Here is a 14,091-nt window from a genome sequence, read left to right on the forward strand (position 1 = left end):
TTAACTGCATTTTCTATTTTAAATCTATATTATTAAAATATAATTGTATTTATATTAAATTTGCATAAAAAATGTAATTATTCAACGTGTTACCTATGATTATGGAAGATACCGGATAAAGGGTGGAATATTGACATTATTAAATCTAAAGCATATTAGAAAGTGGATGCTTATTATAATAATCGAATAATAGGAAATTCTCAAATTAGAATTGATTTATAATACCTCAGTTAAGTAATTTTAAAATTCAAGTTACTTAACTAAGGTTAAATAGAGATGTATTAATTTATTTTGTAACATGTATGATATTTGCATATGTCAATATTAATACCAGTATTCCTATAAATATTCTATATATGGCGAAAACTCTCATGGGTTTTTTCTTTAAAAAGCTTATAAATTTATCAACAACCACTAGCGCAACTACAAATGCAACTGCAAATCCTATTATAAGCGCTATTATTTCTGGAGCAGTCATTGTTATTTTTACCTTTAACAATGAAAAACCTGACGCAGCTATCATAGTAGGTATTGCCAGAATAAACGAAAACTCTGCTGCTGCCACATTGGTAAGTCCACCTGTCCACGCACCCATTATTGTAGATGCAGACCTGGACATTCCCGGCCAAAAGGAAAGACACTGAAAACATCCTATTTTAAAAGCTTGTCCTGCAGTTATATCTTCAATTTTATTTATTTTATTTCCCATTCTATACCTGTTTTCCATAAATATCATGAGAAAACCACCAAATACAAGTGCACAAGCTACTGTAATAGAATTGAATAATTTCTCCTGTATTATATTGTTAAATAATACTCCTATAACAGCAGCTGGTATAAAAGCAATCATTATATTGCACCAAAGCCTAAATCCCCATTTTCCAGGGGCAAGATTTTTTAATGAACCAGATATTTTATTCCAGTAAAGCACCAATATTGCAAGTATAGCTCCTAGTTGAATTACAATTTCAAACATATCCACATAAGCTTTTCTATAAGTTGGATCTTTAAAATTTATCAAGTCACCTACTATAATCATATGACCTGTAGATGATATAGGCAAAAACTCAGTAATACCCTCTACAATACCTATTATAATGGCTTTTATTATAAGTACCAAATACATTTTTTAATCATCTCCTTAATTTTTCACTATTAATTATTTTAATTTATATATATTAAAATAAAATTAAATTATAGAAAAACTTTATTAGAAATTAATTTTTAACATATATTTGATGAGATAAATATTAAAATATTGCCGAGTCCTGATTCTTGTAGTTAATTTGTACCGAATTCACTATAAAATAAAGCAGCCTTATGGCTGCTTTATTTTACTGATTATTAGATTTTATGGCTGTTTCTACTGCTTTCAATGCATTTATCTTACCATATCCATAATATATATTTTTTCCCTTTGTCATGATACTATCTGTGGATTCATCAAGTATCTGATCTATCTGAGATGAATTTAGATCTGGATTCACAGCCTTGACCATAGCTGCCACCGCGGATACTATAGGAGTTGACATAGACGTACCTGTCATAAAATAATATGCATTATTTAATTCAATGCTCAAAATATTATCTCCCGGCGCAGCACCTTGAACATTATAACCATAATTTGAATAATAGGTTTTAGTATTGTGCATATTCAGCGCTGATACAGTAAATGCGTCTGGATTGGATGCAGGTGAATAATTTTTTACATCAGCATTGTCGTTGCCTGCTGCAGTAACTACGAATGACCCTTTGGAAGTGGCATATTTTACAGCAGAATCTATCTCAGGTGAAGATCCTTTTCCTCCAAAGCTTAAATTGATTATATCAGCTCCCTTGTCTGCTGCATATTGTATGCCTTCTGCAATTATGTCAGAATCACCAGAACCAGTACTATCAAGTACTTTTACAGGAATTACTTGAACATCCAAATTTCCATCTATGCCAAGAAGATCCGTACCATTTAAGGCTGAATTCGTGGTTATAATACCTGTCACTCCTGTACCATGTCCATTATCATCCATTGCATTTGAAGTATTCGTGATAAAATTATAACCATCATCAACATCAACTTTTCCCTTCAGCAGCAAATTATTGTAATCAACTCCGGTATCCACTACAGCAATTTTTACAGTTTTTCCTTGAGTTATATTTGACCACGCCTTATCGGCCTCCACATCAGATATATCCCACTCCAAATTTCTTGGAGAATTACTGGCTGTTTTTCTTGAAAATCCATCTATGCTCATTTTCACCGGACTTCTTACGTCTTTTACTCCTCTAACTTTAGACAATCCCTTATTAAGGGTATTTTTTGAAATCTCATTAGAGTATACAATAGCTTCACCATCATTTAATACTTTGACTCCTGCCTGTGGAATACTAGATTTTATATTGTTGATATCTTTTTGAGATGTTACAATAACTATATATCTGGAGGTATCCATCCTCAATTGGCTTTTGGAAGCACTGGCGTTAACAGTAGGAAAGAAACTTCCAATTATAAATATACTGACTATCAATGAAATTAATTTCCTTTTCATATAACTACCACTATCCTATCATAAAAATAATCTATTATTGAAATTGAAATTGTTCACCTGAGTTAAATATATTTTGTATAGTATTTTCCTGATCCTGGGTTATTGTAGCATTGGATACCAGGCTGTCAAGAATATCCTCTAATCCACTGCTGCGGCCTTTTTTAGATTCTGTTGTTTGAAATGCAGATTGTAAGGCACTTTTTATGGCATCTTCCTGATCCTGCGTAATAGTACCATCTGATACCATACTATCCAGTGAATTGTTTAATCCGCTGTCAGAATTTTTGTGTACTTGATGCGAATTATGAAATGAAGTTTTTAGAGCATCTTTTATAGTGTCCTTCTGATCTTGTGTGATTGTACCATTTGACACCAAATTATCCAATGGATTTGTTACCTTGTTATATGTTCCTGCATTTGTCCTATTTGCCTGAAATGCAGCTTGAAATGCATTTCCTACAGCATCTTCCTGACTTTGAGTAATGGTGCCGCTGGATACAAGAGCATTCAGCGAATTGGTTACACTGTTATTTGATGTTTCCTGTATTCCCTGAATGGAATTAAGATTTTCAATTCCCTGCTGCCCAAATATAGCTGAATCCTGTTCCTTCTTTTTATTATTATAAATTTGGGATTGTTCCTGGGCGTTTTTAATTTGTTGATACCAATTAATTGTACTTTGATTGTCACTTATAGTATTCATCAATGTCACCTCTTGAATTTAATTTTGTAAACTTTACCTATACAGCTAAATTTTATAGGAGTTTTCTTAAAACTTTCTTAAAATTATATAAAAGTTGACAGTTTTAATTTCTCCTTGTATATTATTATTTATCGTATATAATTTATAGGAGATTTTATTATGAACGAAGAAATTTATAAAAATAGGTGGAAAATATTATCAGTAGTTTTAATATCTCCATTTATGGGAAATATAGACAGCAGTATTGTAAATATAGCACTTCCCGTGATATCTAATCATTTGGGTGTTGAAATAAACAGTATACAATGGGTGGTTACAAGTTATTTAATAGTAATATCTGCATCTATACTCATATTTGGAAAGCTGTCTGACAAATTTGGAAAAGTAGTTATTTTTAATTATGGCTTTATAATATTCGGATTTGGTTCATTTTTATGTGCAATTTCAAAAAGTCTCAGCTTTTTGGTTTTTTCAAGAATAGTTCAAGCTATAGGAGCCGCCATGTTCATGTCTGCAAATCAGGCCATAATAGTTGTTTCTTTTCCTAAAGAAGAAAGAGGAAGAGCTCTTGGGCTTTTAGGAAGTTCTGTAGCCGTTGGCACCATGCTTGGACCCCCACTTGGAGGAATTATGGTACAAGTTTTTAACTGGCAATCTATATTCTTAATAAATATACCTATATCCATATTTGCATTTATTGCAGGTAAATTCATACTTCCAAAAGAAAAAGCAAATGCAGGTCCACTGAACTTTGATCTAAAAGGTGCCGTTTTATTCATAATACTAATACTTTCTCTTTTTTGGGCTTCCTTAAGCGGTGAAACCATAGGCTGGAGTAACAATAAGATAATTATAAGTTTTGTTATAAGCATACTCTGTGGATTAAGTTTCTTTTTTACAGAAAAAAACTCCAAGAATCCGATGATTGATTTTTCCATATTCCACAATAAACTTTTCAATATAAGTATATTGTGTGCATTTATCTCTTTTCTGTGTATGTTTTGTGTAAACATAATTCAGCCTTTTTATCTCCAAAGTGCCAGGTCAATATCTCCGGCTGTATCTGGTATTATCATGCTGTTCATTCCTGTAAGTACAGCCATAGTGGCACCTTTAAGCGGTTATATATCAGATAAAATAGGAGCCAAGATATTTACTGTATTCGGACTTTTTACCATGGCTTCAGGGCTTTGTGCCATGGCTTTTTTGAATCTTAAATCCAGTTATGTACAAATAGCAATCAGCATAGCGCTAATGGGTATAGGAAATGGTATGTTTCAATCTCCTAATAATTCCATAGTGATGTCCTTGGCACCAAAAAACAAATTGGGCATAGTGGGCAGTATAAATGGATTGGTCAGAAATATAGGAATGGTATCGGGAATAACTTTTTCCGTAGCTCTTTTGTATAATAGAATGAGCAAAAAAATAGGATATAAAGTTACAGGATTTATACAGGGAAGACCGGATATATTTCTTTATGGTATGAATGTGGTGTATTTATTTGCAGCTTTTATATGTATCATTGGAATGATTTTAACTGTACTTAGAATTCTCAAAGAGGATTAAGAATTGTAGAAAGTATGTTTATTCCACTCTCTATAGACTTGTATTTACCAGCCCTGCCTAAAATAAAATGAGTCCATATTTTAGAACTAATACTTCAATAACCAATTTGGCACAGCATTTTTTGTGTTTTATCTTCAAGCATTTATTCCCTTATTTTTTCAAAATTTATATAAGGTATTGCAGCTGGCGGTATTACATCTGTCTCAATTGCTATAATCAAAAACCACTTTTCAGGAAAAAAGAGAAACTATATTGACAATAGTGCAACCTATGTCAGGTATTGCACCTATAATTGCACCTATCAGTACTAATGTTCTCCTTGATCAGCAAAAGGGAGATACAGGTTCAGCTTCTTCATTAATCAATATTCTGGCAAATAAAGATATAAAATTTTTGTTAATATAGTGTAAATTTTTATTTAGATTATAAAAAATTTTAAATTTACAAAAACATGCTTTAAAGTCTCTAATAAGAAGAGATTAGTAGAGTTATTATTTATATAAACGTCCTCTTTTTTTGTAAAATTTTTCTTTATTTTATATTTTTATAATTTTATTGATTTGATATATAAGGTATTTTTATGTTAATATTAAAAGCAATAACATTAAATTAGTCAAATTATTAAATATATAAAATTATCCAATAATTAAATATGCTTATTTAATAACTTATTAAAAGTTATTATACTACAGCTTTTAATACCAATTCTTATATATGTCTATAGAGTTTCTAAATTTCAGTAATTTGTATTCCACAAATAATAAAAATCGCATTTAATGAAACGGAGGATGATTTATGATAGAGTTTAAAGATGTAAATAAGTCTTTTAAGAACAAAGTAGTGTTGAACAATATAAATTTGAAAATTCACAAAGGTGAATTGGCAGTAATCATTGGCCCAAGCGGATGTGGAAAAACAACCACTTTAAAAATGATAAACAAACTTATAACACCCACTTCTGGTGATATCTTTGTAAATAATAAAAATATAAAGGAAGAAGATACTATAAACCTTAGAAGAAATATGGGATATGTAATTCAACAAACCGGTCTCTTTCCCCATATGACAATACGGGAGAATATAACATTGATACCAAGGCTTCAAAAATGGTCTGAAAATAAGATAGAACATAGAACTGTTGAACTTTTAGACATGATTGGCATGAATCCAAATGAATTCTTGGACAGATATCCCAATGAGCTCAGCGGCGGACAGCAGCAGAGAGTAGGAGTAGCAAGAGCATTTGCCATGAATCCGGATATAGTACTTATGGATGAACCTTTTAGTGCTCTTGATCCTATAAGCAGGAACCAGCTTCAAGATGAATTATTCAATCTCCAGCAGCAGTTAAAAAAGACTATAGTATTTGTAACCCATGATATGGATGAGGCAATAAAGCTTGGAGACAGAATATGCATAATGAAAGATGGCAACATACTCCAATTTGATACTCCTGAAAAAATATTAAAAAATCCATCTCATGGCTTTGTAGAAGAATTTATAGGTAAAAACAGGATCTGGAATAAACCAGAATTTATAAAAGCAAAGGATATAATGATAACCAATCCGGTAATGACCAATTCAGAGAGAACCATAGTTCAAGCAGTAGAAATAATGAGGGCAAACAAAGTAGACAGTCTTATGGTGGTAGATAAAAATTTAACACTTCTTGGAATAGTAACCTTTAAAGATATAAGAAAAAGTATGGACAAAACACTGAGATTAAAAAATATAATGGAAGAAGATGTATTTACAGTATCTGAAGAAGACAGCATAGTTGATGTACTTCAGGAGATAAATGATAATAAAATAGGATATGTACCTGTTTTAAACAACAAAAGCAAATTGGTGGGGCTTATTACTAGAAGTAGTCTTATAACAGTGTTAAGTACTCAATTTTTAAATGATGAGGAGGGTATTTAATGAATTTCATTATAGAATTTTGTAATTTTTTAGCAAGCAGATCAGGTCAAATATTGCAGCTTTTTTTGCAGCATATCGAATTGACTTTATTGTCAGTTGTTATAGCCATATTGATAGGGGTACCTTTAGGAATACTTATAGAAAAGAAAAAGAAATTATCTTCAGCTGTAATAGGTATTGCAAATGTAGTACAGGCGATTCCAAGTTTGGCTCTTCTAGGATTTTTAATTCCCATTCTAGGTATCGGAAGCAAGCCGGCCATTGTAATGGTAATTTTATATTCACTGCTTCCCATTATAAAAAACACCTATACTGGACTTATAGGTATAGATTCCAATATCATAGAATCTGCTCATGGAATGGGAATGACAGAATCACAGATTCTGAAAATTGTGAAGCTGCCCCTTGCTCTCCCTGTAATAATGGCCGGTATAAGAATATCTGCAGTTACAGCCGTTGGACTGATGACCATAGCTGCATTCATAGGAGCCGGCGGCCTGGGGTATATGGTATTTACAGGCGTCCAAAGCGTTAACAATAATATGATACTTGCGGGGGCAATACCAGCATGTATACTGGCACTTGCTATAGACTTTTTAATTGGCAAGATTGAGAAATCAGCAACAAAAAGAAAAAAGAAGAAAATATCACCGAAATATAAAAGAGCAATTGCTGCCCTGCTTTGTATCATAATAGCTGCCGGTTCAATATTTTATTATAAGACTTCAAAAAATAAAATAGTAGTTGGAGGAAAGAACTATACAGAGCAGATCATATTAGTAGACATGGTGGGAGAACTTATTGAAAATAATAGTAATATAAAAGTGGATTACAAACCCAATTTAGGTGGGACAAGTGTAGTACTCAGTGCCATGAAATCTGGAAATGTAGATGTAAGTGTAGAATATACAGGTACCGGACTCATGGATGTAATGAAACACGGTTTAATTCAAGATCCCAATAAGGTATATAGTACAGTTAAAAATTACTATGCTGAAAACCTTGGTATAGAATGGCTTAACCCCATTGGATTCAATAATACTTATACTCTGGCCGTATCTCAGGATACTGCTAGTAAATACAATTTAAACACCATATCCGACCTTTCAAGGATAAGTGGTGATTTGCGTTTAAGCCCCACAATGGAGTTTACAGAAAGATCGGATACAATGAAACCACTTAAAAGTGTATATGGAGCTAATTTCAAGGAAGTAAATGCCGTAGACGGAGGGCTTAGATATACTGCTCTAAATCAAAATAAAGCAGATGTAATTGATGCTTTCTCTACAGATGGACTGCTTAAGCAATTTAACTTAAAAGTCTTAAAAGATGATAAGAAAATATTTCCACCCTATTATGCCGTACCTATAGTAAGAGAAGAAACCTTAAAGAAACATCCTGAACTTGAGGGAATTTTAAATAAATTAAGTGGAAAGATAAATGATGAAACCATGATGGAATTGAATTATAAAGTGGATAGTCTGGGGCAAAAACCAGAGACAGTTGCTGATCAGTTTTTAAGAGAACACAATTTGATAAAATAGAAATTAATATATCTTCAATGAGCTGTTCACAGCGACTTTTTAAATTGCTGTGAATAGCTTGAAAGTAAAAAGTCCAAATAGCTTCATCTATTTCCTCATTTACTTTTATAATAATATGTGCAGTTTGAAACTACCCGGTATGGTATGCTCCAATAAGTTTCCCTATACATTATGAATATATAATAGTATTATAGTAGTATTAAAACATAAGGGGTCAAAATAATATGAATAAATTAAGCTTTAATGATTTTGGACTAGATTCAGACATATTGGAATCAATAAAAAAATTAGGATATGAAAATCCATCTGAAGTTCAGGAAAAAGTTATTCCACTCATTCTAAAAAATAAAGATATTATAATAAAATCCGAAACCGGCAGTGGAAAAACTGCAGCTTTTGCCATACCAATCTGCCATAAAATAGAATTAGAGGAAAAACTTCCTCAGGTAATGGTGCTCACTCCTACAAGAGAACTTGCCCTTCAGACAATGGAGGACTTCTCAAACATAGGAAAGTTCAAAAGAATAAACTGCACTGCCGTATTTGGCAAAGAACCCATAACGGTTCAAATAAGAAAACTTAAACAAAGAGTTCATGTTGTAGTTGGAACTCCCGGAAGAATAATGGATCATATAAAGAGAAATACTTTAAATCTTAAAAAAATAAAATATTTAGTCATAGATGAGGCAGATGAAATGCTGGATATGGGATTTATAGATCAAGTTAAACTTATAATAAATGCTCTTCCTAAAAATAGACTGACTCTTCTCTTTTCTGCAACTATACCTGAAGAAATGCTGGAATTATTTAACAGGTATATGGATAATCCAATTAATATAGACATTAAGTCCGAAAACTCTGCGGTAATCAGAATCAAGCAGCTATACTATGAAGTTGAAGCACCTGAAAAATTTGATTTGTTAAATAAAATAATATATACTGAGAAACCTGACAGCGCCATGATATTTTGCAGAACTAAGAAAAATGTAGATGACTTGGTATTACAGATGAAAGATAAAGGCTACCCCTGCAGCGGCCTCCATGGGGGAATGCTTCAATCTAAGAGAATTGATGTAACTAAAAGATTTAAAAGAGGAGAATTCATTTTCCTTATATGTACGGATATAGCAGCCCGTGGAATAGACGTTGAAAATATAACACATATCATAAATTATGACATACCTATGGAAAAAGAAAGCTATATTCACAGGATTGGAAGAACAGGCCGGGCAGGAAATAGAGGAATTGCCATAACATTTGTTACTCCTAAAGAATATATATTTTTAGAAAAAATAGGTGAATTTTTTAATCTAAACATTGAAGAAGGTAAAATTCCATCAAAAGAAGAAGTTGAAACAGGTAAAAAATTATTCAATGAAAAATTAAAAGCCGGACCAAAATTAAAAAATTACAGCTCCAGATATATAAATAAAGATATGACAAAAATATATATAAGTGCAGGGAAAAAGAAAAAAATAAGGCCTGGCGACATAGCTGGAACTATATCAAGTATAAAGGGAGTAAATCCTGATGACGTAGGTATAATAGACATAGAGGATAATTTTTCCTATGTAAACATTCTATCCGGTAAGGGTGATATAGTTCTCAAGGCACTTCAGAACAAAACTATAAAAGGCAAAACAATAAGAGCTGAAAAAGCAATGAAATAAATTTGTTCACCCCGCATTTACATTGAGGGGATCCTGCCAATCCCTTCTGGTTATTTCAGGCAGCAGGCATATTTTTTTATGTTTGTGATAAAACTCCCTCTGAATCCAAGAATCACTTGACACTATTAAAATACTGATAATAATAGCATTTCAATCTTCCGTTATAAAGTTTTCTGTTCTTGTCAGACTTTTTCCCAAAATGCTCTTCAAATTTGTCATGAGCTGTTATTATAAAATAATTCCAGTCTTTAAGTTCTGAAAATACCCTGCCCATATCCTCATACAGTTTTTCAGCTTCTTCCCTTTCCCCCAGTCTTTCTCCATAAGGGGGATTGCTTATTATAAAACCGCAGCTCTTCTTTGAACTGAACTTCTGTACCGGCATTTTTTGAAATGCTATATAATCCTGCACTCCTGCCTTTTCCGCATTGTTCATGGCAGTTCTGATTACTCTTCCATCTATATCCGATGCCAGAATTCTAAATTCATTATTATTTATAGAGTTTAAAGCAAATTTTCTCAAATCCCTCCATAAATCCTGGGGAATTATATTCCACTGTTCTGAAACAAAACTTCTATTTAGTCCTGGAGCTATGTTCTTCCCTATTAATGCGGCCTCAATGGCAATGGTTCCAGAACCGCACATGGGATCTGCAAGCACACTGGAAGGCTCCCATTTGCTTAACAGTACCATAGCCGCTGCTAAGGTTTCCTTTATAGGTGCTTCCCCTGAATTCTTCCTATATCCTCTTTTATGCAGTCCCTCGCCTGATGTATCCACTGTCAATGTAACCACATCTTTTAAAATGCCAACTTCTATTTTATACTCCGCTCCAGTCTCCTCAAACCTTCCTATATTATATTTATTTTTCATGGATTCAACTACGGCTTTTTTAACTATGGACTGACAGTCAGGTACACTGTGCAGCTTTGATTTTATAGATTTTCCCGTTACATGCATGAATGCATCCTCAGGCATTAAACTTCCCCACTCCACAGAAAGTGTCCCCTGAAAAAGCTCCTCAAAGCTCTCCGCCTTGAATTCCGCCATTCTTATAAGCACCCTGTCTGCAGTTCTGAGCCATAGATTACAAGTAACTATATCCATCTCATCTCCCTGAAAGATGACTCTTCCATTTTCAATCCTTAAATCCTCATATCCAAGATTCTTAAGCTCTCTGGCAACTATGGATTCCAATCCAAATGTTGATGTTGCAATTAATGTATACTCCATTTTGTCCTCCTACATACTTTGAAATATTCATATTCTTTTCATCTAACCTAATAATTATAATACATAAATTAAAAATATAAAATAATATAAACACATTCTATTTTATGTTACCAGCTGTCTGATTTTAGTATATAATTAAATGTAAAATTATAAGAATACTCGGAGGTGTTATTATGGATAAAATAAGATTGGGAAGAACAAATTTAATGGTGACAAGAAGCGGTTTTGGTGCTTTACCCATACAAAGAGTTTCCTTTGAGGAAGCCAAAAAGATTCTACGTAAAGCCTATGACAATGGGATAAACTTTTTTGATACTGCAAGAATGTACTCTGATAGTGAAGAAAAAATAGGCTATTCTCTTGCAGATGTGCGAAAAGATATTATAATATCTACTAAAAGTCATGCAAAAGATAAAAAAACTTTACTGAAACATTTAGAGACAAGTCTAAAAAATTTAAAAACAGATTATGTAGATATTATCCAGTTACATAATCCTGATGAACTACCCGACCCTGAAGATCCTGAAGGACTTTATGCTGGTCTTCTGGAAGCCAAAAAACGAGGTATGACCCGCTTTTTAGGAATTACAAATCATAGAATAGATAATGCTGTAGAGGCCGCAAACTCTGAGCTATATGATACCATCCAGTTTCCTCTAAGCTCCCTATCTGCAGACAATGATTTAAAACTCATAACAGAATGCAAAAAAAGAGATATTGGAGTCATTGCAATGAAAGCCCTTTCAGGAGGACTTATAACCAATGCTGCATCCACATTTGCGTTTTTAAGACAGTTCAACAATGTTGTACCCATATGGGGTATACAAAGGGAATCTGAATTAGATGAATTTATTGCCCTTGAAAAAAAGCCACCAATACTGGATGAATCCATGTGGGCCATTATAAACAAGGATCGTTCTGAATTAGCTGGAAATTTCTGCCGTGGCTGCGGATATTGCCTTCCATGTCCTGCTGGAATTGATATTCCTACCTCTGCAAGAATAACTCTGCTCTTGGGAAGATCTCCATACAAAGATTTCATGAAAGATGATTTCAAAGAAAAAATGGAGCTGATAAATAATTGTATAGAATGTGGACACTGTAAAAACCACTGCCCATATAAACTAGACACTCCAAATCTTTTAAAAAGAGAACTTGAAAACTATAAAAAGTTTTATTATGAGCACAAAAATGACTGATTAGGCATATCTTTCTAAATTTATATTTAAATTTATGTTTATATTGAAATATGGACCTTCATTACCAAAATGTTTTGAGAATTTTTTGAAATGTTTTTACTGCATTTACAGAATAGCGACATAATGTTCATATTTATTATTTATACTCTAAAATAAGTTTTTTAATATATAAAAAGCTACACTAAAATTATATTAAATAATTTATACATATAAATTTAATATAATTTCTTACAAATCAAAACTTTTGGGGGTTCATTTTATGAATAAAAGAATTAAATCAATAATTGCAGCACTAGTTATTGCTGGTACTATACCAACTATCATGCCTACTATGGCAAAAGCAGCCGGAACTGCCTGCCCTGCTTCAGTAAATCAACAGACGTTGTTAAAAGATATTGGAGCTAAATATCCTCAGCTTAAAGACTTAAAAATTGTTACTTCAAAAAAGGCAGCTGGAAACAACACTACGTGTGCTGCCAAATTACCTGCAAATACTACAAAGCCTGCAGCTAGTACAAAATCTAATACTACACCTGTAAAACCAGCACAAAATAGTGGACAAGCTTCTACTATAAGCACAGAAGCAAATGAAGTAATAAAATTAGTTAATGTGGAGAGAAGTAAAAATGGACTAACTCCACTTAAGGCCAATGCTGAATTATCTAAAGTGGCCACAGCGAAAGCCCAGGATATGATTGATAAAAACTATTTCAGTCATACTTCACCTACTTATGGTTCACCTTTTGATATGATGAAAAAATTTGGTATCAGCTATACAGCTGCAGGTGAAAACATAGCATATGGTCAGAAGACTCCTGCTGAAGTAATGAATGCATGGATGAATTCTTCAGGTCATAGAGCAAACATATTAAATTCTAATTTTACAGAAATTGGAGTTGGAGTTGCTAAAGATAAAAATGGAACTCCATATTGGGTTCAGATGTTTATAAACCCTGGTAAATAACTACATTTAAATATTCACATAAAGCCGAGAATATAGAGTTTATTCTCGGCTTTACTTATAACTGAAAATTTAACTTTCACTGTTTTTATCCTTAATTGATATATTTTTTTTCCTGTTTTAGTGGTAAAATTAATAAAAATGTATAGGAGGTATAAAAATTGTTAGAATTATTAAAAAAGAGGAGAAGTATTAGAAAATATACTTCTCAAAAAATTCAAAAGGAAAAAATCATTAAAATAATTCAAAGCGGGTTATTGTCCCCTTCTTCAAAGAACTCCAAGCCTTGGGAATTTATAGTTGTTGAAGATAAAGCTAAATTACAAAAACTCTCTTTTACAAAACCAGGCGCAGCTTTTTTAAAAAATGCAGCTTTAGGAATAGTTGTCCTTGGAAATTCCGAATTAAGTGATGTTTGGATTGAAGATGCCTCTATAGCGTCCGTTCTAATGCACATAACGGCTGAAGCTGAAGGACTGGGATCATGCTGGATTCAAGTTAGAAATAGAAAATACAATGATAATATAACCTCAGAAGATTATGTACGCCAGATTTTAAACATACCTTCAAACATAAATGTACTATCCATAATTTCAATAGGATATGCCGCTCAAACTCCATCCCCTGCAGATCTTGAAAAGCTTCAATATGGGAAAGTATATCTTGACAACTATGCTGATAAATATTCTTTTTGATAATACAAGTTACTCCAATATCTATTATCCTGAAAAATAACAGGATTTTT

Annotated in this window: 12 protein-coding genes; 8 read left to right on the top strand and 4 right to left on the bottom strand. The window is 32.5% G+C overall.

The window, feature by feature from the left end:
• Window positions 1–286: 286 nt before the first annotated feature.
• The 3 genes from ACYUJ6_RS08835 to ACYUJ6_RS08845 form a co-directional block, all read right to left on the bottom strand.
• Window positions 287–1,126, bottom strand: coding sequence for an undecaprenyl-diphosphate phosphatase (locus ACYUJ6_RS08835; RefSeq protein WP_461842433.1), 840 nt, complete (start codon window positions 1,124–1,126; stop codon window positions 287–289).
• Between the two features lie 208 nt (window positions 1,127–1,334).
• Window positions 1,335–2,543: a S8 family serine peptidase gene (locus ACYUJ6_RS08840; RefSeq protein ID WP_461842434.1), complete on the bottom strand. Its 1,209-nt coding sequence runs from the start codon at window positions 2,541–2,543 to the stop codon at window positions 1,335–1,337.
• 34 nt (window positions 2,544–2,577) lie between these two features.
• A complete protein-coding gene (locus tag ACYUJ6_RS08845; RefSeq protein ID WP_461842435.1) occupies window positions 2,578–3,246 on the bottom strand; it encodes a hypothetical protein in 669 nt (222 codons plus the stop codon).
• Window positions 3,247–3,405: 159 nt separating this feature from the next.
• Here ACYUJ6_RS08845 and ACYUJ6_RS08850 point away from each other — a divergent pair, with 159 nt between their 5' ends.
• The 5 genes from ACYUJ6_RS08850 to ACYUJ6_RS08870 all read left to right on the top strand — a co-directional run bounded on the left by ACYUJ6_RS08850 (window position 3,406) and on the right by ACYUJ6_RS08870 (window position 9,952).
• Window positions 3,406–4,815, top strand: a complete 1,410-nt coding sequence (locus tag ACYUJ6_RS08850) for an MFS transporter (protein ID WP_461842436.1) — start codon at window positions 3,406–3,408, stop codon at window positions 4,813–4,815.
• A 252-nt stretch (window positions 4,816–5,067) separates the two neighbouring features.
• Window positions 5,068–5,220: a hypothetical protein gene (locus ACYUJ6_RS08855; RefSeq protein ID WP_461842437.1), complete on the top strand. Its 153-nt coding sequence runs from the start codon at window positions 5,068–5,070 to the stop codon at window positions 5,218–5,220.
• A gap of 390 nt (window positions 5,221–5,610) precedes the next feature.
• A complete protein-coding gene (locus ACYUJ6_RS08860; RefSeq protein WP_461842438.1) occupies window positions 5,611–6,738 on the top strand; it encodes a betaine/proline/choline family ABC transporter ATP-binding protein in 1,128 nt (375 codons plus the stop codon).
• Window positions 6,738–8,282: an ABC transporter permease/substrate-binding protein gene (locus ACYUJ6_RS08865; RefSeq protein ID WP_461842439.1), complete on the top strand. Its 1,545-nt coding sequence runs from the start codon at window positions 6,738–6,740 to the stop codon at window positions 8,280–8,282. Before ACYUJ6_RS08860 ends, ACYUJ6_RS08865 begins: the two co-directional genes overlap by 1 nt.
• Before the next feature lie 224 nt (window positions 8,283–8,506).
• Window positions 8,507–9,952 (top strand): DEAD/DEAH box helicase, encoded by a 1,446-nt coding sequence (locus ACYUJ6_RS08870; RefSeq protein ID WP_461842440.1) that lies wholly within the window; start codon window positions 8,507–8,509, stop codon window positions 9,950–9,952.
• A 112-nt stretch (window positions 9,953–10,064) separates the two neighbouring features.
• Here the strand turns inward: ACYUJ6_RS08870 and ACYUJ6_RS08875 are convergent, their stop codons facing one another.
• Complete coding sequence (locus ACYUJ6_RS08875; protein WP_461842441.1) at window positions 10,065–11,186, bottom strand: THUMP domain-containing class I SAM-dependent RNA methyltransferase; 1,122 nt, start codon at window positions 11,184–11,186, stop codon at window positions 10,065–10,067.
• 173 nt (window positions 11,187–11,359) lie between these two features.
• On the opposite strand from ACYUJ6_RS08875, the gene ACYUJ6_RS08880 reads away from it, so the two are divergent.
• The 3 genes from ACYUJ6_RS08880 to ACYUJ6_RS08890 all read left to right on the top strand — a co-directional run bounded on the left by ACYUJ6_RS08880 (window position 11,360) and on the right by ACYUJ6_RS08890 (window position 14,041).
• Window positions 11,360–12,385 carry an aldo/keto reductase gene (locus ACYUJ6_RS08880; RefSeq protein ID WP_461842442.1) on the top strand — a complete coding sequence of 342 codons (1,026 nt, stop codon included), beginning with the start codon at window positions 11,360–11,362 and terminating at the stop codon, window positions 12,383–12,385.
• 259 nt (window positions 12,386–12,644) lie between these two features.
• A complete protein-coding gene (locus tag ACYUJ6_RS08885; RefSeq protein ID WP_461842443.1) occupies window positions 12,645–13,349 on the top strand; it encodes a CAP domain-containing protein in 705 nt (234 codons plus the stop codon).
• 158 nt (window positions 13,350–13,507) lie between these two features.
• On the top strand, window positions 13,508–14,041 hold the full coding sequence (locus tag ACYUJ6_RS08890) for a nitroreductase family protein (RefSeq protein WP_461842444.1): 534 nt from the start codon (window positions 13,508–13,510) through the stop codon (window positions 14,039–14,041).
• Window positions 14,042–14,091 lie beyond the last annotated feature (50 nt).

It is taken from the genome of Clostridium sp. JNZ X4-2 (genome assembly GCF_054889485.1).

Excerpts from the sequence above, each read along its gene's own strand:
- ACYUJ6_RS08870 (WP_461842440.1), top strand. The coding sequence starts at position 8,507 with ATGAATAAATTAAGCTTTAATGATTTTGGACTAGATTCAGACATATTG.
- ACYUJ6_RS08880 (WP_461842442.1), top strand. The coding sequence starts at position 11,360 with ATGGATAAAATAAGATTGGGAAGAACAAATTTAATGGTGACAAGAAGC.
- ACYUJ6_RS08850 (WP_461842436.1), top strand. The coding sequence starts at position 3,406 with ATGAACGAAGAAATTTATAAAAATAGGTGGAAAATATTATCAGTAGTT.
- ACYUJ6_RS08840 (WP_461842434.1), bottom strand. The coding sequence starts at position 2,543 with ATGAAAAGGAAATTAATTTCATTGATAGTCAGTATATTTATAATTGGA.
- ACYUJ6_RS08885 (WP_461842443.1), top strand. The coding sequence starts at position 12,645 with ATGAATAAAAGAATTAAATCAATAATTGCAGCACTAGTTATTGCTGGT.
- ACYUJ6_RS08875 (WP_461842441.1), bottom strand. The coding sequence starts at position 11,186 with ATGGAGTATACATTAATTGCAACATCAACATTTGGATTGGAATCCATA.
- ACYUJ6_RS08835 (WP_461842433.1), bottom strand. The coding sequence starts at position 1,126 with ATGTATTTGGTACTTATAATAAAAGCCATTATAATAGGTATTGTAGAG.
- ACYUJ6_RS08845 (WP_461842435.1), bottom strand. The coding sequence starts at position 3,246 with ATGAATACTATAAGTGACAATCAAAGTACAATTAATTGGTATCAACAA.
- ACYUJ6_RS08865 (WP_461842439.1), top strand. The coding sequence starts at position 6,738 with ATGAATTTCATTATAGAATTTTGTAATTTTTTAGCAAGCAGATCAGGT.
- ACYUJ6_RS08860 (WP_461842438.1), top strand. The coding sequence starts at position 5,611 with ATGATAGAGTTTAAAGATGTAAATAAGTCTTTTAAGAACAAAGTAGTG.